The 20,473-nt window shown below is 64.8% G+C and carries 15 protein-coding genes; 10 read left to right on the forward strand and 5 right to left on the reverse strand.

Going from position 1 to position 20,473, the window contains the following annotated elements:
* Window positions 1–27: 27 nt before the first annotated feature.
* The 4 genes from AC19YR_RS06550 to AC19YR_RS06565 all read left to right on the forward strand — a co-directional run bounded on the left by AC19YR_RS06550 (window position 28) and on the right by AC19YR_RS06565 (window position 3,765).
* Window positions 28–1,404 (forward strand): L-serine ammonia-lyase, encoded by a 1,377-nt coding sequence (locus AC19YR_RS06550; RefSeq protein ID WP_095106691.1) that lies wholly within the window; start codon window positions 28–30, stop codon window positions 1,402–1,404.
* A 40-nt stretch (window positions 1,405–1,444) separates the two neighbouring features.
* Window positions 1,445–2,569 (forward strand): glycine cleavage system aminomethyltransferase GcvT, encoded by a 1,125-nt coding sequence (gene gcvT, locus AC19YR_RS06555; protein WP_500597629.1) that lies wholly within the window; start codon window positions 1,445–1,447, stop codon window positions 2,567–2,569.
* Window positions 2,570–2,967: 398 nt separating this feature from the next.
* Complete coding sequence (locus AC19YR_RS06560; RefSeq protein WP_003175786.1) at window positions 2,968–3,180, forward strand: cold-shock protein; 213 nt, start codon at window positions 2,968–2,970, stop codon at window positions 3,178–3,180.
* Window positions 3,181–3,276: 96 nt separating this feature from the next.
* A complete protein-coding gene (locus tag AC19YR_RS06565; RefSeq protein WP_095106688.1) occupies window positions 3,277–3,765 on the forward strand; it encodes an RDD family protein in 489 nt (162 codons plus the stop codon).
* A gap of 59 nt (window positions 3,766–3,824) precedes the next feature.
* On the opposite strand, the gene nadA is transcribed toward AC19YR_RS06565, so the two are convergent.
* Window positions 3,825–4,883 carry a quinolinate synthase NadA gene (gene nadA / locus AC19YR_RS06570; RefSeq protein ID WP_095106686.1) on the reverse strand — a complete coding sequence of 353 codons (1,059 nt, stop codon included), beginning with the start codon at window positions 4,881–4,883 and terminating at the stop codon, window positions 3,825–3,827.
* Window positions 4,884–5,132: 249 nt separating this feature from the next.
* Between nadA and alkB the strand changes: the two genes are divergently transcribed.
* The 3 genes from alkB (at window position 5,133) to AC19YR_RS06585 (ending at window position 10,097) form a co-directional block, all read left to right on the forward strand.
* Entirely contained in the window at window positions 5,133–5,804 is a 672-nt protein-coding gene (alkB, locus tag AC19YR_RS06575) for a DNA oxidative demethylase AlkB (protein WP_500597631.1), read from the forward strand.
* 4 nt (window positions 5,805–5,808) lie between these two features.
* Window positions 5,809–6,420, forward strand: a complete 612-nt coding sequence (locus AC19YR_RS06580) for a DNA-3-methyladenine glycosylase family protein (protein WP_500597633.1) — start codon at window positions 5,809–5,811, stop codon at window positions 6,418–6,420.
* A 161-nt stretch (window positions 6,421–6,581) separates the two neighbouring features.
* Window positions 6,582–10,097, forward strand: a complete 3,516-nt coding sequence (locus AC19YR_RS06585) for a hypothetical protein (RefSeq protein ID WP_500597635.1) — start codon at window positions 6,582–6,584, stop codon at window positions 10,095–10,097.
* Here AC19YR_RS06585 and AC19YR_RS06590 read toward each other — a convergent pair.
* Genes AC19YR_RS06590 through AC19YR_RS06600 form a run of 3 tightly spaced genes read right to left on the reverse strand, consistent with a single transcriptional unit; the run spans window position 10,094 to window position 15,401 of the window.
* Window positions 10,094–12,919: an AAA family ATPase gene (locus AC19YR_RS06590; RefSeq protein WP_500597636.1), complete on the reverse strand. Its 2,826-nt coding sequence runs from the start codon at window positions 12,917–12,919 to the stop codon at window positions 10,094–10,096. The genes AC19YR_RS06585 and AC19YR_RS06590 overlap by 4 nt on opposite strands.
* Window positions 12,916–14,496 (reverse strand): hypothetical protein, encoded by a 1,581-nt coding sequence (locus AC19YR_RS06595; RefSeq protein ID WP_095106678.1) that lies wholly within the window; start codon window positions 14,494–14,496, stop codon window positions 12,916–12,918. Before AC19YR_RS06595 ends, AC19YR_RS06590 begins: the two co-directional genes overlap by 4 nt.
* Window positions 14,493–15,401 carry a helix-turn-helix transcriptional regulator gene (locus AC19YR_RS06600; protein WP_500597638.1) on the reverse strand — a complete coding sequence of 303 codons (909 nt, stop codon included), beginning with the start codon at window positions 15,399–15,401 and terminating at the stop codon, window positions 14,493–14,495. The genes AC19YR_RS06595 and AC19YR_RS06600 overlap by 4 nt, the downstream gene beginning before the upstream one ends.
* A gap of 425 nt (window positions 15,402–15,826) precedes the next feature.
* On the opposite strand from AC19YR_RS06600, the gene AC19YR_RS06605 reads away from it, so the two are divergent.
* The 3 genes from AC19YR_RS06605 to AC19YR_RS06615 all read left to right on the forward strand — a co-directional run bounded on the left by AC19YR_RS06605 (window position 15,827) and on the right by AC19YR_RS06615 (window position 19,799).
* Window positions 15,827–16,327, forward strand: coding sequence for a sigma-70 family RNA polymerase sigma factor (locus AC19YR_RS06605; protein WP_095106674.1), 501 nt, complete (start codon window positions 15,827–15,829; stop codon window positions 16,325–16,327).
* Window positions 16,327–17,265 carry a FecR domain-containing protein gene (locus AC19YR_RS06610; RefSeq protein WP_500597641.1) on the forward strand — a complete coding sequence of 313 codons (939 nt, stop codon included), beginning with the start codon at window positions 16,327–16,329 and terminating at the stop codon, window positions 17,263–17,265. The genes AC19YR_RS06605 and AC19YR_RS06610 overlap by 1 nt, the downstream gene beginning before the upstream one ends.
* A 101-nt stretch (window positions 17,266–17,366) precedes the next feature.
* Window positions 17,367–19,799, forward strand: coding sequence for a TonB-dependent siderophore receptor (locus AC19YR_RS06615; RefSeq protein ID WP_500597642.1), 2,433 nt, complete (start codon window positions 17,367–17,369; stop codon window positions 19,797–19,799).
* On the opposite strand, the gene AC19YR_RS06620 is transcribed toward AC19YR_RS06615, so the two are convergent.
* Window positions 19,793–20,377 (reverse strand): TetR/AcrR family transcriptional regulator, encoded by a 585-nt coding sequence (locus AC19YR_RS06620; RefSeq protein ID WP_500597643.1) that lies wholly within the window; start codon window positions 20,375–20,377, stop codon window positions 19,793–19,795. The two genes, AC19YR_RS06615 and AC19YR_RS06620, sit on opposite strands and share 7 nt — an antisense overlap.
* Between the last annotated feature and the right edge of the window lie 96 nt (window positions 20,378–20,473).

Below are 20,473 nucleotides of genomic sequence, written 5' to 3' on the forward strand. Positions count from 1 at the left end.
TAACCACTGCTCCCCCAGGAGCCCCCCATGTCCTTAAGCGTGTTCGACTTATTCAAGATTGGCATCGGCCCTTCCAGCTCCCACACCGTCGGCCCGATGCGGGCGGCGGCGCGGTTTGCCGAAGGGCTGCGCCGCGATGGCCTGCTGGCGGCCACCGCGTGCGTCAAAGTCGAGTTGTACGGCTCCCTCGGGGCCACCGGTAAAGGCCACGGCAGCGACAAGGCCGTGTTGCTGGGCCTGGAAGGCGAGCACCCGGACAGCGTCGACACCAACACCGTCGCCGCACGCCTGCACGACATCCGTGCCAGCGCCCGCCTCAACCTGCTCGGCGAACACAGCATCGCGTTCAACGAGAAAGAACACCTGGCCATGATCCGCAAGCCCTTGGCCTTCCACCCCAACGGCATGATCTTTCGCGCCTTCGACAGCGCCGGCCTGCAAATCCGCAGCCGCGAGTATTACTCCGTGGGCGGCGGTTTCGTGGTCGATGAAGGCGCCGCCGGGGCCGACCGCATCGTCGAAGACACCACGCCCCTGACCTTCCCCTTCAAAAGCGCCAAGGACCTGCTCGGCCACTGCGCCACCTATGGCCTGCCCATCAGCCAGGTGATGCTGGCCAACGAAAGCGCCTGGCGCCCGGAGGCCGAGACCCGCGCCGGGTTGCTCAACATCTGGCAAGTGATGCAGGACTGCGTCGCCGCGGGGTGCAGCAACGAAGGCATCCTGCCCGGCGGGCTCAAGGTCAAGCGCCGCGCCGCCGCGCTGCATCGGCAGTTGTGCCAGAACCCGGAGTCGTCCCTGCGCGACCCGCTGTCGGTGCTCGACTGGGTCAACCTTTACGCCCTGGCGGTCAACGAAGAAAACGCCAACGGCGGGCGCGTGGTCACCGCGCCCACCAATGGCGCGGCGGGCATCATCCCCGCCGTGCTGCATTACTACATGCGCTTTATCCCCGGCGCCAACGACGACGGGGTGGTGCGCTTTCTGCTCACCGCCGCCGCCATCGGCATCCTCTACAAGGAAAACGCCTCCATCTCCGGCGCCGAAGTGGGCTGCCAGGGCGAGGTCGGCGTGGCCTGCTCCATGGCGGCCGGGGCCTTGTGCGAAGTGCTCGGCGGCAGCGTCCAGCAAGTGGAGAACGCCGCCGAGATCGGCATGGAACACAACCTGGGCCTGACCTGCGACCCCATCGGCGGCCTCGTCCAGGTGCCGTGCATCGAACGCAACGCCATGGGTTCGGTCAAGGCCATCAACGCCGTACGCATGGCGTTGCGCGGCGACGGCCAGCACTTCGTCTCCCTGGATAAAGTCATCCGCACCATGCGCCAGACCGGCGCCGACATGAAAAGCAAATACAAGGAGACCGCCCGTGGCGGTCTGGCCGTGAACATCATCGAGTGCTGAGGGCCGCCACGCCCATCCGCGCATTTTTCAGGAGCTGCACATGTCCACCCAAACCCTGTTGAAAACCCCGCTGCACACCCTGCACCTGGAACTCGGCGCCCGCATGGTGCCGTTCGCCGGCTACGACATGCCGGTGCAATACCCTCTGGGCGTGATGAAAGAACACCAGCACACCCGCGAACAGGCCGGGTTGTTCGATGTGTCCCACATGGGCCAGATCCGCCTCACCGGCGCCAATGCCGCCAGAGCCCTGGAAACCCTGGTGCCGGTGGACATCCTCGACCTGCCGGTGGGCATGCAGCGCTATGCCATGTTCACCAACGAAAACGGCGGCATCCTCGACGACCTGATGGTGGCCAACCTGGGCAATGACGAGTTGTTCCTGGTGGTCAACGCCGCCTGCAAGGACCAGGACCTGGCGCACCTGCGCCAGCACATCGGCGAGCAATGCCAGATCGAGGCACTGTTCGAGGAACGCGCCCTGCTCGCCCTGCAAGGCCCGGCAGCGGTCAAGGTGTTGGCGCGCCTGGCCCCTGAGGTGAACAGCATGACCTTCATGCAGTTCGCCAGCCTCAAGTTGCTGGGCGTGGACTGCTACGTCAGCCGCTCGGGTTACACCGGTGAAGACGGCTTCGAGATTTCCGTACCCGCCGCGAACGCCCAGGCCCTGGCCCGCGCCCTGCTGGCCGAGCCGCAAGTCGAAGCCATCGGCCTTGGCGCCCGCGACTCCCTGCGCCTGGAAGCCGGCCTGTGCCTCTACGGCCATGACATGAACGCCCAAACCACGCCCATCGAAGCGGGCCTGTTGTGGGCCATCTCCAAGGCCCGCCGCGCCGACGGGCCGCGTGCCGGTGGTTTCCCCGGCGCGGAGGCCATCTTCGCCCAGCAGCGCGACGGCGTGAGCCGCAAGCGCGTGGGCTTCCTGCCCCAGGAACGCACACCGGTGCGCGAAGGCGCCGAGATCGTCAACCAGGCGGGCGACAGCATCGGCACCGTGTGCAGCGGCGGCTTCGGCCCGACCCTCGGTGGGCCGCTGGCCATGGGCTACGTGGACAGCGCCTACCTGGCGCTCGATACCGTCGTTTGGGCGATTGTGCGAGGCAAGCAAGTACCTATGGTGGTAAGCAAGATGCCCTTTGTTCCACAACGCTACTACCGTGGTTGATTGACTGTTTCTATAAGTAACGCGGTTGCGTAACAGTGCACTAATCTGTAACGCAACCGCCATAAAACAGTGCACACAAGCGCTCACTATTTCGATAGTGAACTTTGCTTATAACCTACGAAAACAATTGAACAGCACTATCGAATAAACCCACCACACTCATTGACCTGGCTCAAAGCCCAGCAAAAACGGGCTCCTTGAGGGGGTTGTCTTTTCTCCATTAGTTGGCGTAGAGTTCGCGAACTGTGTTTGCATGGGTCGCTTAGAACCGTGACCTGGGCAGTAGCCATAAGTTTGCTACAACCCGTTCGACGTCTCTTACTTTCCTGCAACCAGCCCCAGTGCTCTTTCCTGCGAAAGAGGCTGCCATCAATTTATTGCTTCAAAGGAAATAAGAAATGTCCCAACGTCAGAGCGGCACCGTCAAGTGGTTTAACGACGAGAAAGGTTTTGGTTTTATCACTCCAGAAAGCGGTCCGGATCTGTTCGTACATTTCCGCGCCATTCAGGGCAACGGCTTCAAGAGCCTGAAAGAAGGCCAAAAAGTCACTTTCGTCGCCGTGCAGGGCCAAAAAGGCATGCAGGCTGATGAAGTACAAGCCGAAGCCTGATTCACCGCTTCGACAAAAAGCCTCTGATGCTGACATCAGAGGCTTTTTTATGGGCGTAAAGCCGTAAAATGGCTTCTTTTTTGGCCAGAGGCTGTCATGTCGAAACACCCGCTCACGCCCCAGGGCGACTTCCCCGTCGCCACCCTCGGCCGTCGCCTGGCTGCCATGTTCTACGACTTCCTGCTGTGCACCGCCCTGCTGATCTGCACCGCCGGCCTGTACAAGATGGTGCAAATGGCCATTATCGGCGAAGAACGCATGCGCACCCTGACCGAGTCCGGCGCCCTGGACGGTGACCCTTTGCTGTCCACCGTGCTGCTGTTCGTGCTGTTTGGCTTCTTCGCCAAGTTCTGGACCTGGTCCGGCCAGACCCTGGGCATGCAGGTGTGGTGCGTGCGTGTGCAAAACCCCGACGGCACTGCCATCAGCCTGTGGCAGGCGCTGCTGCGCTTTGTGGTGTCGATTGCATCGCTGCTGTGCCTGGGCCTGGGTTTTTTCTGGGTGCTGGTGGACAAGCAAAAACGCAGTTGGCACGACATCTATTCCGACACCTGCGTGGTGCGGGTGCCCAAGAAGAAAAAGTAAAGCGCCTACACGAAAACGCCCCGAACCAGTCGGGGCGTTTTTTTATCCGGCTTAAACCCTCAGGCGTTGCCCGACAGTTTGAGCCGCGCGGCGGCGGTGAAGTCGAGCATGCGCTTGAGCGGGCGAATGGCCTGGGGCACCAGCGCCGGGTCGACGAAAATCTCCCCCGAGCCTTCGCGCAAGCATTGCAGGGTGCGCTCCAGGGTGTTCATCGCCATCCACGGGCAGTGGGCGCAACTGCGGCAGGCCGCGCCGTTGCCGGCGGTGGGCGCTTCGATAAAGACCTTGTCCGGGCATAGCTGCTGCATCTTGTAGAAGATGCCGCGGTCGGTGGCCACGATCAGGGTCTTGTTCGGCAGGCTCTGGGCGGCAGCGATCAACTGGCTGGTGGAGCCCACGGCGTCGGCCAATTCGATCACCGAGGTCGGCGACTCCGGGTGTACCAGGACAGCGGCGTCCGGGTACAGGGCCTTCATGTCTTCGAGCTGCTTGGACTTGAACTCTTCATGGACGATGCACGCACCGTCCCAGAGCAGCATGTCGGCGCCGGTCTTGCGCTGGATGTAGGTGCCCAGGTGTTTATCCGGGCCCCAGATGATGGTTTCGCCGTTGTCCATCAGGCTTTCGACGATTTCCAGGGCGCAACTGGACGTCACCACCCAGTCGGCACGCGCCTTGACCGCCGCCGACGTGTTGGCATAAACCACCACCGTGCGCTCGGGGTGCTGGTCGCAAAAAGCGGAAAATTCTTCCACCGGGCAGCCCAGGTCCAGGGAGCAAGTCGCCTCCAGGGTAGGCATCAGCACGCGTTTTTCCGGGTTGAGGATTTTCGCGGTCTCGCCCATGAACTTAACCCCGGCCACGACCACGGTCTTGGCCGGGTGGGCGTTGCCGAAGCGGGCCATCTCCAGGGAGTCGGACACGCAGCCGCCGGTTTCCTCGGCCAGGGCCTGGATCACGGGGTCGCAATAAAAGTGCGCCACCAGCACCGCGTCCTGAGCCTTGAGCTCGGCGGCGATGGCGGCACGGTAATCGGCCTCTTGCGCGGCGGTCAGCGGTTTGGGCTGCTTGGCGTCGAGGTGGGCTTGTACCAGAAGGCGTTCGGAAATGTGCGTCATGATCGCAAGACCTGCAGGCGCTTTCGCGCGAAAGTCGAGTATACACCCGGCTCCGGACCCTTTCGGATACCGCCGGGAGAATGGAAAGTCATCAGGTGGACAGCGTTGAAGCTGCGCAAGGCTACAGAATAACCGGCCGATTCAAAAGCCCTGCCATAGACCGCAAGAGTCGCAGTGATGCGCGTGGCGCGCTGGGTATAGACTGCCCCACAACCCGCTTGCTACCGGGTCAATTGAGTGAGATCTGCCATGCCAGCCCCCAACGGCCCACACACACCGGACCTGTTCGCCCACCACACGCCCGAGCCCAGCGCCCTGCAGATCGGCGCCCAGGCCTGGGTGTTGCGCGGGTTTGCGCTGCCTTGGGTGGATCAGTTGCTGCCGGCGTTACAGGCGATTCAGGCCGTTTCGCCCTTTCGTCATATGGTCACTGTGCGCGGCTTTACCTTGTCGGTGGCCTTGACCAATTGCGGCAGCCTGGGCTGGACCAGCGACCACCGCGGCTACCGCTATAGCCCACTGGACCCGCTGCGCGAGGCGCCATGGCCGGCGATGCCAGAGGCCTTCAGCGAACTGGCCACAGCCGCCGCGTTGGCCGCAGGCTTTGCCGATTTCGCCGCCGATGCCTGCCTGATTAACCACTACCTGCCCGGCTCGCGTTTGTCGCTGCACCAGGACCGCAACGAGCGCAGTTTCGAGCACCCGATTGTCTCGGTGTCCCTGGGCCTGCCCGCGGTGTTCCAGTTCGGCGGTTTCGAGCGCAGCGACAAGGCCCTGCGCATCCCCCTGCTGCACGGCGATGTGGCGGTGTGGGGCGGCGCCGACCGTTTGCGCTACCACGGCGTGCTGCCCCTCAAGGCCGGCGAGCACCCGTTGCTGGGCGCACGGCGCATCAACCTGACGATGCGCAAGGCCGGTTGAGGCCATGAACGCAGACACCTTGTACCGCGCCAGCCAATTTCTCAGTGCGCTGGATGCCGATTGGGCCGCCCATATCGCCCGCGTCGGCCCGTGCCTGCATGCCGCCAAACCTACCCGCGACCCTTACGAAGCGCTGGTGCGGGCTATCGCTTATCAGCAACTGCACGCCCGCGCCGCCGAGGCGATTCTCGGGCGCCTGCTGGCGCTGTACCCCGGGCAGGCGTTCCCCAGCCCCGCGCAACTGCTGGCCACCGCCCCTGAGGCCCTGCGCGCCTGCGGCTTTTCAGCGCGTAAGTTGCAGACGCTGCACGGCATCGCCGCCGCCACCGAAAGTGGCCTGGTGCCTGGCTACGCAGAAGCCATGGCAATGGACGACGAAGCGCTGATCGCGCGTTTGGTGAGCCTGCGCGGCGTCGGCCGCTGGACCGTAGAGATGCTCCTGATCTACACCCTCGAACGCCTGGACATCCTGCCCGCCGACGACTTCGGCGTATGCGAAGGCTATCGCCGCCTCAAGGGCCTGGCGGCCCGCCCCACCGCCCGGCAGATGAGCGCGCTCGCCCAGGCCTGGAGCCCGCACCGTACCGTGGCCGCATGGTACCTGTGGCGCGTCTGAGCCCAGCGGCTTACTCCCTCCCAGGCGCTGTGCCTGCCGTTCCATCCGAGACCCGCTACACACCGCGCTGAACCGGCATCTATGTGCGGCGCCGCCAACCGAACAGGATCAAGCCTGCCTGAGCGCTTCACCGTGGAGCGCTCGCCGACGGAGCGCCCTGCATGAATCAATCTCCCCCCCTCGACACTGACGAGCACAACCCGCTGTCCTGGCCCCTGGAGTCCGGCGTCGGGCTGCAACTGCCGGGGGTACAAGACCCGCGCCTGATTACCCACCTGTACAACGAACTGTGGGCCATGGCCAACACCGGCACCCAAGGCCTGGGCGAACCGGGTAAGCGTGCAGTGCCGCAGCACTCGACCCTGGGCCATTGGCTGAGCGTGTACCGCAAGGCCATCAACGCCCCGGCCTTCCTCAATTGGGCCAAGCGCCACGCGCTCAAGCTCGACAGCCTGGTGCTACACAGCACTTCATTGCAGGCCAGCACCCCAACAGGCCCGGTCACCTTTACCCTGGACGATGACAGCGGCTGGCGGGCGCTGGCCAACCCCATCCTCAGCGTGGCCCACAGCATTGATGTGGCGAACCTGGGGCTGGCGTATATCGACGAAGCAGAACCGGCGCTGCCCCTGGCGTCGATCCTGGCGTTTCACGGCTACCCCCTGCCGCACAACCGCCCGCAAGCCCGGCAAATGCTTGAGGAGTTGGGCAGCCTACAGGCCTTTCCCCTGTTTACCGAACAGGGCCGCTCCCTCTCGGCAATCCACAATGAGCTGGAGCAGCAATACAGCGACTTCCAACACTTGGCCGAGGTGCTTGCCGCTCACCGTGACCAGGCCTCGCGCGAAAACCGTGTCATCGACCTCGCGGTCCTGAACCAGCAGCGGGTGATTCTGGGGTCCGGTTCCTGGCTGGCGCGGACCATGGACACAGCTTCCAGGCAGCTCAAGCAGTTAATCCGCGACTATCATGCCCACGCCCTCGACTCCGGCCAGCCCATACCGCCATCGCGCCGCTACTACGCCCGTGCCCAGGAGGGGCTTTTCCCCGTTGCGCCAGCCAATACCAGGCCTAGCCTGCCGGCGGGCACCCTGATCGACGCGGGCCTGGGCGCGCCGTGGCACACCTTGAACCAGCTTCTGGTCCAACTCGACATCGAGGTGCACACCAACCGCACCTTCAGCCTCCAGGCCTTGCTGCACGCCTACGATCTCACCCCGGCCACCAACGCCCATGAACTCGACGCGCTGATTTACCGCCTGCGCCAACGCCAGCCGCCCGCGTTCGTGCCGGTCAGCGAGTGTGCTTTTTCCGCTTCCGACCTGCGCAGCCATCAGCGCCACATCGGTGCCCACAACGACTACTACAGCCTGACCCAAGCCCTACTGGCCACCGACAAACCGCTGAGCGAAATGGACGATTGGCCCGTCATCGAGGTCGACCCGCATACCTATCGCCCCTTCCTGGCGGCCGCCGCGCAGCACTTGCGCGAATTGACGCAACACCCACGTTTTCAGGAGATCGCCAGCGCCCATCAATTGTCGCCCGACAGCCCGATCCGGCTAAGCGCTGACCGCCGCATCACTGCCCGCACACGAAGTGGCCTGCGCGTACAACTACAGGACGCGGTACAGGCCGTGGAGGGGCTGCATGACCTGACGCAGGCGCTGTTTGAACGGGCAAGCAAGACGGGCGGGGAGATCAGCAGCGATGCGAGCGCCACCTTCAAGCAACTGATGGCCCTCTACCGCCTCGGCGGGCTACACCCCGCCAGCCGGGCGGCAGTGGGCACGCGGCTGCTGCGCATCAAGCTGCGCAACCCACCCCTGCTGGGCAGCTACTGGCGGGCCCTGCAGGAAGCCCTTAGCACCGTGCAACGGCTGACGGCCACCGAGCGCCAGAACATCCTGGGCATCATCGCCACCACGGTGCCCGAGCCCCACCCCAACCTGCTGCACTACTTGAGCCAGGCCCAGGTGGAGGACAAATTCGTGCCTGGCATCCGTGCCGAAGGGGATTATCTGCTGGCGCGGATACTCAACAGCCCCCGGGCGCAGCACCTGGCCGAACGCCTGGGCACGGCCACGACCTGGCCGCCAGGCGATGACACGCCTCTGTTCGCCCGCGCGCACCGCAACGCGAGAACCCTGACGGCCCTGCTCTTGAGCCTGGACCCCGACTTTTCCGTGCTCAGCAACCAGGTAGCGGGATTCGACCTGATGGACAGCGACAACTGGGGCAAGCGCTCCGGCGCGGTCTACCAGAGCCTGGATGAGCACCTGGCGCAAAGCGGCATAGGCTGGCTACAACGCCCACTGGCCATGCACCTGTTGCTCGCAGGCACGGCGCCTGAGCTGTTGCTGCGGGGCATCGAGAGTTCGGCACCGCACATGAGTTCGCAGATCTGGCTGATCGTCAGGCAGCACGTGTTGTACCTGGAGCACTTGCGGCTGGGCTCATCCCATGAAGCGACCTACCTGGACATCATTGCCCTAAGCCATCTCCCCATCAGTGCGACCCGCCGCGTCTTTCTCGATTCAGATGCCGCGGTGCAGTTCATCCTCGATTGGGCGGTGGTCAATGGCATCCTCGAACGCAAAGCCCATTTCCCGCCCAAGGACTACCGGGCCGCGATCAAAGCCCTGAACCTCCAGCGCCAAGCGCTGATAGCGGCGCTGCAAAGCCTGGAAGAACCTGTCGTGACCCTGCACCAGAGCGCCCTGGCCGACCTGCTGCGGGTCTACCCCAACAACACCGCCCTGGAACAGCGCCTCCTGGCCAGGCGCCCCGGCGACACCCCCTCGGCCGATGCCCGGTTGTATTCGCTGGTGGAGCTGCACAGCGCCGCGCAACTCAAGCACCGCGCCCAACAGTGGCACTGCCCCAGTGGGCAGATCGATTACCCGAGCCTGTCCCGCGAGTTTGCTCGGCTCAACGACGCCCAGAGCCTGTATGCCGCTGCGTTCGATAGCCAGGTCATGAAAATCAAACAGGCGTACATCGAGATCCTCTGCTACGAACTGTCCCAACTGTCACGGGCTCAACGCGAAGCCTTGGAATACGGGCACCTGAGCTTTTTCACCCTGGCTACGCCAACGGCCGCCGCGACAGCGCCGAGGGCGCACTACGGCCTCCTGCTGCACTGTGTCTACCAGGGCGCCGTACAGATTTTCGAGGTGTTTGCCACCCAGTTTTTGATCGTCGCCCGTCAGGACCTGAGCGAAGACCACCACAACGCCTTCACCTCTACCGAACCGGATGCGGTGATTCAGCTCCCGTTCGACCTGAGCGCCCATTTAAGCGGCACGGTGCCCATCGCCGATGCGGTATCCCGGGTGCGCCTGCGGCCCCTGGCACAACAGTTGCCCGCTGTGCCGGCGCCCCAGGATCAACCGCTGCCGCTCGTCCCCAACACCCTCAATTCCCCGCGCACCGACGAGATTGCCAGCCTCATCGTTGACCGACACCTGATGAGCGCCAGCCAGGCGTTGAGCGACGCCCTCAACGTGCCCCTCACCTTGGCGCAAGTCACGCAAGGGCCCGACCCGTGGGCGCAGTTTCTCGCGAGCCTGGCGCCGCTCAAGCCACCGCTACAGGAAAAACCCGAGATCAGCGACCTGCTGGCAGACTTCCCCGCGCCCCAGGTGCCACCCGAGGAGCCTGGCCAGTCGGCCTAGGGTTTGCCCGAGTCGAAGAACGCGCCAAAGAAGCCGCCGGCCTTGAGCTTCACCGTGCCGACCTGGCCTTCGGCATGGCCCTTGAGCAGGTCGGCCAGGGTGGCTGGTTTGGCCTTGGCCTTGCCGGCCGCCACGCTGTGCAAGGCCGCCAGCACCGCGCTGTTGACCGAAGCACCGACCCCAGGGATCAACGAGCCCATGGCGCCCATCACCGCGCCAGTACCTGCCACCTGTTCGGCGGCTTCGACACCTTGCTCGTTCAATTGCACCGCCACCTCGGCCAGCAGGTTGGGGTTGTCGGCCAACTGGCGTTTCAACGGCTCGTTATCGCCCTGCGCGAAAGCCATTTGCCATCTCGGCGGCAGGGCCGGGTTGCGCGCCAGGTTGAACATAATCGTCGACAGTTCATCGCTTTGCTCGAAGGCCACCAGCACTTTCACCGCCTCGGGGCACAGGTTGGGGTTCTTCGACAGCGCCTGGTAGACCGTCTGAAAGCGCCAACTACGAAACGGTAGCGACTCATAGGTCTGGTGGAAGAACGGCGAGGTGGAGTCCGGTTTCAGTGCCTCCAGCACCTCGCTGGCGTGTTCCGGCAACGCCGATAACAGCAGCGACAACTGCGCGTGTTTGCCGATGCACGGGTTCTGCGCCAAGGCCTCGAAGTGCCGGCCGTCTCCCACGAGAATGGCCTGGGCGTGCTCCGAGAGGTTCTCCAGCACCAGCAAGCTATCGACCATGTCTTCGACGGGGTGGTTGGCAATGCGCTTGTGGTGGGCCGGGTCCAGCACCGGGTTGGCGATCAGCGCTTGCATTTGCAGGCCGGTATTGACCGTTTTGACCTCCCACAGGCTGTCGAGCAACTGGCCTTGCAAGGGCGGTGACAGCCAACTGCTCTGGCAAATAGCCAGGCGCGTGGAGTGCTGCTTGCTCTGGATAAACAGCGCCAGGCGCACGTTGTCGGTGAGGTGGGTGCAGGCCAGCAGCGCGGCTTCCTGGATGTGCTCGCCGCTGCCGTTCCACTTGCCCAGCTCACTGGCCAGCAGGTCCATGGGCGCGCGCGGGTGCAGGCAACTGAGGTGGTAGGCCTCGAGGTCAAAATCCGCCGCGCGCTTGTCCTTGCTCAGGCACGCGGCCAGCAGGCGTTCGGTGCAGTTGGGGTTGCGGTACACGCTCAGGCGCACTTGCGGGTCGTGGTCGCGGCTGAGTTTTTCCAGCAGGTCGTCGGGGCATTCCAGGTGGCACGCCACCTCGTTGCGGCGCACCGGGTTGGGGCTGTCGGTGAGTTGGATCATCTGGGCAATGCTCAAGCCGTCGATGCGCGAGGCGGGTTTGAGCTTGAGTTTCTCGAAGAGGATTTCGTACTTGCCGACCTGCTCGCGCAGGGTTTCGCGCAGCGGCACGGTGGCGCGGATCGCCCGTTCGACGTCTTCGTGGGCCAGGGCATGGCCGTCGAGGAAGGCACTTTCGCGGGCCTCGCCCACGGCGTTCTGGATGTCCGCCCCGGAGTAGTCGCGGCATAGCGCGGCCAGGGTCTGTTGCTGGGCTTCGGTGAAGCCCGCCCAGTCCTCGCCCAGGTGAATGGCGAGGATCGCCGAGCGTTCCTGAGCGTTGGGGAAGCCGACGTAAAACACTTCGTCGAAACGCCCCTTGCGCAGCAGCTCGGCGGGCAGCGCGCTGATGTTGTTGGCGGTGGCGATGACGAACACCGCCCCGGTTTTTTCCTGCATCCAGGTCAGGAAGTAGCCGAACAGGCGTGACGACACCTCGCTGCCTTCGCCACTGCCGATGCCGACGAAGGCTTTTTCCAGTTCATCGATCCACAGGATGCAGGGGCTGACGCTTTCGGCCATGGTCAGGGCGCGGCGCATGTTGTGCTCGCTTTCGCCGACGTACTTGCCCAGCAGCGAGCCGATGTCCAGGCGCAGCAGCGGCAACTGGAACAGGTTGGCGGCAGCCTTGGCGGTGAGGGATTTGCCGCAGCCCGGCATGCCCGCAATCAACACGCCCTTGGGCGCGGTGACGCCGGCCTGCCCGGCCTCGTCGAGGCGGCGGAAGATTTCGGCGCGGCGCTTGAGCCAATGCTTGAGGTTTTCCAGGCCACCGATGTGGTGGGCGGTTTCGCCGACCTTAATCATCTCCAACACACCGCTTTTGGCGATGATCTGCTCTTTTTCGTGGTGGATCAGGCTCAATGCCCCGTCGTCGAGTTGCGGGTGCAACGGCTGCACCATCGCGAGCACCTGGCGGATTTCCTCTTCGCTCAAGCCGCTGCACGTGGCCACCAGGCGCGGCAGCAACGCCCGGGGAATGCTCAGGGGCAGCTCGCTGGCGCAGCGTTGTACCAGGGCGAGGATGTCTTCGCGCCCCGGCAATGGCAGCGCCAGCAAGGTCATTTGCGCTTCGACCTGGGGCGGCACGAACAGGCTCTCGCCCACCAGCACCACGGCGCAGCGGCCACGGTGATGGCGCTGGATGCGGTTGAGCAACTGTTTGAGGCGCGCAATGGCCAGGGGCTGGTTTTCCAGGGCCAGGCGCGCGTCTTTGATGACGATCAGTTTGTCGCCCAGGTCTTCATCGGCCAGCATCGGCAGGCAATGGGCCAGGTCGGTCTGGGCGTCTGCGGTGCGCGGCTGCTTGGTGGTGAAATTGACCCAGCCATAGGCCAGGTTCCACTCCATCAGGTGCAGGCCTGCCTCCTCGCCCAGGCGCATCAGGATGCGGTCAACCCGCGCCTCCTCGCCCGAGTGGATGTAGAACCCCGGGTAACCGGCCGCCAGGTGAGCGTGGAGCTTGACTTGCAACGCGGTGAAGGCGGCGCTCATGCGAACAACCCCTTGGCCAAGTTGCCCAGGCCCTTGGCCAGGTTGCGCGCGCCTTCGGCCAGGCTGGCCGAGACGCTGTTGACCACCGCCACGGCGGTCTTGACCAGGTGTTTACCGGCGTTGAACGCGCGCTCGCCGATAACGCCACCGGCCATGCCGCCCAGCACGCCGCCGACAAACCCGCCGACCACGATACCCGGCGGGCCGAACACGGTGCCAATGCTCGCGCCCATGGCCCCGCCCTTGGAGGCCGCGGCCAGGGAACACAGGGTGGAGACGGTGGTTTGCCCCATCAACTCCACCGCTTCGCCGCCGCTCAATTGGCCCTTGGCCAGTTTGTGCAGAATTTTCGCGTTGGCCACGGCGATGCAGGCGATGTTGGCGATGCGCCCGGCCGGGGTGCGCTTGAGCACCGGGCCCAGCAGGCCGTTTTTCGCCGCCACCACCAGGGCGCCAGACACCGCCACCTGGGTCGCCACTTGCAGGGTGCTGTCCAGGGAGCTGTCGAAGAACGCCTTGAGGTCGGCGCTGGCCGCCGGGTTCTCGCGGCCCTTGAAGCGGTTCCACGCACGGCGCGCCAGAATCCGCACGCCTTGCAGGCTGGCGGCGATACCGGCGCCGATCAACGCCTGTTTGCCAAGGTTCTTCGCAATGTTGATGCGGTTGGTGTCGTTCCAGTCGTATTGCCGCGCTTCGGCTTCTTCGCGGGCTTTGCGCTGCCATTCGCCGGCCTGCTCTTTGCTCAGGGGCTCGGACTGCACGCCGTCGATTTCGATGGTTTCGGTGCTGTCGGGCACGTCCTTGGCCTGGCCTTCGGGCACCAGGCGCTTCTGCTCGCCGTACTCGCCGCGCTTGAACAGGCGTTCGGTGGCCTCGGCGTCGGCGCCGTACTTGGACTGGTACTCGTGGACCACGTTGCCCTGGCCGTCGACGATCTGGATATCGACCGAATTCAGCTCATTGGAGTTGACCACCCGGGCGCGGTACTCGCTGCCCTTGGTCACCGCGTCAATGTTGAACGTATCGACGTGGTGCTGCTCGGCGATGTAGCCGTCGAGGTTGGGCGAAAAACTGATATCGCCGTTGTTGTTGGTAATCATCACCCGCGCGCCCGCGGTGGCCTCGGCCAGGGCGACGTCGATGGCCGTGGCGTAGCGGCCGACGCCCACGTTGCCGGCAACACCGGCGGCTTTTTCCAGCTCGCGGGCGACCCAGCTCGCCTCGCTCTGGCCGCGGGCCAGGTGTTCGTGCAACGAGCGCGACGCGGCGTAGCCATGGGTGACCGACTCGATCACTTCCTTGGCGCTGGCCTGGCGTTGGGCGGGGCTCTGCCACAGGTGCGGGTGTTTGCTGAATTCTTCGTCCAGCCAGTCTTCCAGCGGCCGCTCGGCCTGCTGCTCGCGCGATTGCACGAACTGCGCCACCAGGGCCGTGGTGGCGACGGCGTTTTCTTCGCCACCAAAGACGTTCTGCTCCACGGCGTCGGCCTGGTGTTCCTGGTACTGCTCGCTGGACAACAGCTCAGGGTCCAGCGGCGTCAGTGCGTTAGCGTCGGGACCGTTTACCTGTTGATTCATGGCTGGCTTCCTGTAGGGGGCGGTGGGGCGTGCTGCAAGTAGTGTTCGAGTTCGTTGCGCAATTGCGCGGCGAGCCACGCGGGCTCAAGCACGCGCACATGGGGCATCCAATAGCGAATGATCGGCAGAATCTGGTTGGCGTGGCCGACCGCGCTGCTGAGGGTCAGCGTGCCGTCGGCGGCGTGGTCCAGCACCTGTTGGGCGGGCACCACGGCGCGGCGTAAAAAGTAATAGGCGATGGCGGGGGCGACGCTCAGGCGCACCTGGACCTTGGTGGTGCTGAACCAAATGTCGTCGTCTTCTTCGATCTGCCGCGCGATGGTCAGGCACGGCGTGAACGTCTCGCGGCCCACCCGCAGCAGGCTGATGCGGCCCAGGCTGAACGCCTTCAACTGGCCGTTTTCGGTGGCGGCCAAATACCAGATGCCCTTGTTGTTGACCAGGCGATAGGGCTCAAGCTCACGGGGCTTTTCGCCGTACAGCAGGTGGCAGCGCTGGTGCTGGGCGATGGCCTGGGTCAGTTGCTGGAACTGGCGGTCGCGGGGGCGCACGTCTTCGTGGTGATGGCCCTTGACCAGAAACTGGCTCGGCGCCTGCGGGTCGATCAGCGAGCGCAAAAAGCGGTGGCCACTGTCGGGGAACAACCCCTTGACCCCGGTGAGCCTGGCAAACACCTCCAGGTCCCGGGGGTCGAGCGCACCCTGGGACGCCGTGCTCAGGCGATAACGCCCGTCTGCCAGACGCTCGACACTGCCGCCCAGGCGATTGAGGTCGCGGTAAATGGTGCGCTCGCTGACCCCGAAACGGTCCGCCAGGTCATAGCGGCACACCGGTTCGCCCTGATTCAACTGCACAAGGATCTGCGCCAGGCGATTGGCCAGGGTGTCGTGGGGCGGGGAAGGCATGGGAATGTCCAGATCCGTTGGAAGATGACGCGAGCTTACGCAGACGCACTGACAGGTGATGTCAGTACAATTTCATTTGCGCATCAATGTGCCATCAATTTTCGTGGAATCAAGCACTTCCTCTGATGACTCGCTAGCGCCCCCTTCCCAGTGGGAGCCACTGTCCGCTCCCTGCCATTCGTCACGGCCACTCAGTGCCGCCATCGCGAGCAGGCTCGCTCCCACAGAGGAAAAATGAAAATCCTACCCACACCACCGTTCAACTGTGGGAGCAGGCCCGCCCGCGATAGCCATCTTGAAGCTGCCATCGCCGGCAAGCCTGGCTCCCATGACCGCAGTCATAGCCATTTGACACCTGGCACTTGTCAGGCTCGGTGGTTTTCGCAAACAATAATAAATAATCATTCTCAATAACGACCCTGCCCATGCCCACCTCCACGTCTCCTGTGCTGCACCAGCTCTACCGCGACCACAACGGTTGGCTGAACGGTTGGCTACGGGCGCGGTTGGGTAATTCCAGCGATGCGGCGGACCTGGCGCAGGACACCTTCGTGCGGGTGCTGATGGCCCGTAATGCCGAGGCCATTCGTGAGCCGCGCACCTATCTGAGTGCCATCGCCCGGGCGTTACTGATTGATAAATTCCGCCGCCGTGCCGTGGAGCAGGCTTACCTAGAAACCCTGGCGCTACGCCCCGATGCCGTGGACATCTCCCCCGAAACCCGCCTGCAAATCCTCGAAACCCTGGCCGCCGTGGACGCCATGCTCGATGACCTGGGCGAGCGCACCCGGCGGATTTTCCTCGCCGTGCAGCTCGAAGGCCTGAGCTACGTGGCCACTGCCCAGCGCCTGGGCGTGTCGGTGACCACGGTAAAAAAACACATGATTAACGCCATGGCCCATTGCCTGTTGCTGGTGGAAGACTGATGGCCGCCGCCCTCGACCGCCAGGTCCTCAAGGCTGCCGCCACCTGGTACGTACAACTGAGCGCCGCGCCGCCCAGCGAGCAGGAGCGCCAGGCCTGGCGCGCCTGGTTGGCCGAAAACGCGGCCCACACCCAGGCCTGGGCGCGGGTCGAGAAACTGCAACGGCAACTGGGCGCCCTGCCCCAGGACGTGGCCTTGCCCACCCTGGCCGGTGCCCGCGCCAAACGCCGGGCGGTGGTCAAGGTGCTGGGCGTGCTGCTGGCGGCCGGCGCCACCGGTTGGGGGGCCCTGGCCCTGGAGCCGTTGCCGGCGCGGCTGGCCCAGTACCGCACCGCCAAAGGCCAGCGCCGCCACGTGGCACTGGCCGACGGCAGCCAAGTGGACCTCGACACCCACAGCGCGGTGGACGTGGACTACAGCGCCCACCTGCGCCAGGTCCACTTGCACCACGGCCAGATCCTCATCCAGACCGCCGCCGACCCCGCCGGCCGGCCCTTTGTCGTCCACACCCGCCACGGCAGCGTGCGCGCCCTGGGCACGCGGTTTTGCGTGCGCAGCGAAGCCGGGCACACCCAGGTGCAGGTGCTGGAGCACGCGGTGGAACTGCGCCCGCGCCACGCCCCCCACCAGGTGCTGCGCCTGGACGCCGGCCAGCAAGGCAGCTTCGACCTGGCCCCGCCCAGCGCCCTGCCCGCCGGCAGCGACGCCTGGGCCCGGGGCATGCTGATGGCGGTGGATTGGCGCCTGGGCGAGTTGCTCAGCGAAATCGCCCGCTACCGCCCCGGCGTGTTGCAGTGCAGCGACGCGGTGGCGGGGCTGCGCCTGTCCGGCGCGTTTCGCCTGGACGACAGCGACACCCTGCTGGAAAACCTGGCCACTTCCCTGCCGGTGCGGGTACGTTTTTTGACCCGTTATTGGGTGCGGGTGGAGCCCGCATGAAAAACCCTGGCGCGGGGGTTGCCGATTTTCATTCTCATCCGGCCATGCACTGAAGCGGCAATAAACGCCGCATATGTGCTCTCCCACCCAAGGACATTTCCATGCCTCGTTTCTCTCTGCGAGCGGCCCGCCCCCTGGCCAGCGCTGTACACCTGGCGCTGCTGGGCCTGAGCGCCGCGCCACTGGCCGGGCTGCCGACCCTGGCCGTCGCCCAGGCCCAGGTGGCGCACTACAGCATCGGCGCCGGTGCCCTGGCCGACGCCCTCAGCCAGTTTGCCGCCACGGCCGGGGTCACCCTGTCGTTTGCCAGCGAGCAGACCCAGCACCTGCAAACCCCGGGCCTGCAAGGCAACTATTCGGTCGAAGAGGGCCTTGAGCGGCTGCTCGCCGGCAGCGGCCTGCACGCCGAGCGCCGCAGCAATGGCGGCTATGTGCTGATCCCGGCCAAGGCGGCGGGCGATACCGCACTGCAACTGAGCGCCCTGACCATTTCCGGCAAGGCACCGGGGGCCACCACCGAAGGCAGTGGCTCGTACACCAGCGACTCCTCCAGCAGCTCGACGCGCCTGAACCTGGCCCTCAAGGAAACCCCGCAGTCGGTCACGGTGCTCACCCGCCAGCGCCTGGAAGACCAGAAACTGGACAACCTCACCGACGCCATGGACGCCACCACCGGCATCACGGTGATCCGCGAAAGCCTGGGGGCCGACAGCACGGTGTACATGTCCCGCGGTTTCCCGATCCGCAACTTTGAAATCGACGGTGTGCCCACCGCCGCGAACATGGACAACTACACCCAGAACACCGCGATGTACGACCGCGTCGAAGTGGTGCGCGGTGCCACCGGGCTCATCAGCGGCCTGGGCAACCCGTCGGCCACCATCAACCTGATCCGCAAGCGCCCCACCGCCGCGCCCCAGGTGATCCTCGCCGCCGAGGCCGGCAATTGGGACCGCTACGGCTTGAGCGTGGACGTGGGCGGTGCGCTGAACGACAGCGGCACCCTGCGCGCACGCCTGGTGGCCGACCAGAAAGAGCAGCATGCCTGGGTCGACCGTTTCAGCCAGGAACTGTCCACCCTGTACGGCATCACCGAGCTGGACCTGAGCGACACCACCCTGTTGACCCTGGGCCTGAGCCAGCAGACCACCCACACCAACGCGCCCATGCGCACGGGGTTCCCGCTGTTCACCACCACCGGTGGGCGCACCGACATCAAGCGCTCGTTCAACACCTCGCCCGACTGGAGCTACTACGATCGCCAGCAGAGCACCCTGTTCACCTCGGTGGAACACCACTTCGACAGCGGCTGGAGCGGCAAGCTCGAATACAGCCACGCGCGCAACGACTACGACACGGTGGTCAGCTACATGTCCGGCAACATCGACCCGCAAACCGGCGCCGGCGCCGTCATCATGCCCACCCGCTGGCAGGCCACACCCGAACAGGACAGCGTTGACGCCTACCTCACCGGCGGCTTCCCACTGCTGGGCCGCGAGCACGAATTGATCGCCGGCGTGACCCTGTCGCGCCTGGAAGAACGCGGCACGCCCAACTACGGCGGCTGGCAGCGCCCAAGCTCGGGCTACAACGGCAGCATCCCCGACATCTACCACTGGAACGGCAGTACACCCAAACCGCAGTTCAAGCAGATCGGCGAAAGCGACCTCACCGAAACCCAGTACGGCGCCTACCTGACCTCGCGCTGGCACCTGACCGACGCCGCCAGCCTGATCCTCGGCGCCCGCGTAGTGGACTGGGAACGCGACAGCAAAAGCCGCCTCAACACCGGCGTGCGCAGTGAAACCCAACGAAGCGAAACCGGCGTGTTCATCCCCTACGCTGGCTTCGTCTACGACCTGGACGACACCTGGACCGCATACGCCAGCTACACCCAGATCTTCAATCCGCAGTCGGCTTCGGTGCGCGACGTCAGCGGCACGCCCCTGGACCCGCAAGAAGGCACCGGCTACGAGTTGGGCCTCAAGGCCGGGTTCTATGAAGGACGCCTGAACACCAGCCTGGCACTGTTCCGTGTCGAGCAGGACAACCTGGCGGTGGCCGATGGCAACAAACTGGCGCCCAATGGCTTCCAGGCCTACAAGGCCGAAAACGGCACCACCAGCGAAGGGGTGGAACTGGAGATCAACGGCGAGCTGAGCGAAGGCTGGCAACTGAGCGGGGGCTACTCCTACAGCGTCAGCTTCAGCGACGACGACCGGCGCATCGTCACCGAAATCCCGCGCAACAGCGTCAAGCTGTTCAGTACCTATCGCCTGCCCGGCGCGCTGGACAAGCTCACCCTGGGCGGCGGCGTGAACTGGCAGAGCGAAACCGGCTACGACCTGAGCTACGCCACCAGCCAGAGCAGCTATGCGCTGGTCAGCGCCATGGCCAAGTACCAGCTCACCCCGGCGCTCAGCGCTTCGCTGAACGTCAACAACCTGTTCGACAAGGAATACCTGACCACCACCGCGGCAGGCCTGTACGGTGCGCCGCGTAACTTCATGACGACGTTGAGGTATGCCTACTGAATTTGGCTGGGAGGTGCGCCGGGCCCCAGCAGCGCCAACGCCCGCTCGGTCACCGCCTCTATATAGGCCGGGTCGTCATAGACCCGCGCCAACAAAATGGCCCCCTCATAATCGGCCACCCAGCGCCGCGCCACGACCAAGGCTTGCACTTCGCCCAACTGCTCGCCCAACAAATGGGCAAAAGCCTTGGCCCAGTCATCGAAAAAAGCGCGGATCGGTGCCATCAACTCCGGCTTGCCGTAGCTGGCATCGACCGCGATCACCCCCATCAGGCACCCAATCGCATCGTCCTGGAACATACCCATTGCCCGGCGCCCCATTTTCGTCAGGCGTTCGTGGGCCGTGAGGGCCTCGTCATAGGCCAACGCAAACAGCAGCGTGTTGGCGCGCTGGTGCGTCCACTCCAGGACGTCGCGCAGCAGGAACTCTTTGTTCGAGTAGTGATGGTAGAACGACGCCTTGGTAAAGCCGCACGCGCCGGCCAGCGCATCCATGGTGGTGCCGTGGTAGCCCAGGCGCTTGAACGTACAGGCACAGCGTTGCAGCAGTTCGTCACGGGGGATTTTCAAGGGGCGCACGGGGGGTTCCTACTGGCGATCACTGGCGGTGATTCTATGGCATACGCCTACCCGCCTCAATTTGACGATTACCAAACGTTCGTTTAATTTCTTGTT

The sequence above is a fragment of the Pseudomonas sp. MF08817 genome (assembly GCF_059862705.1).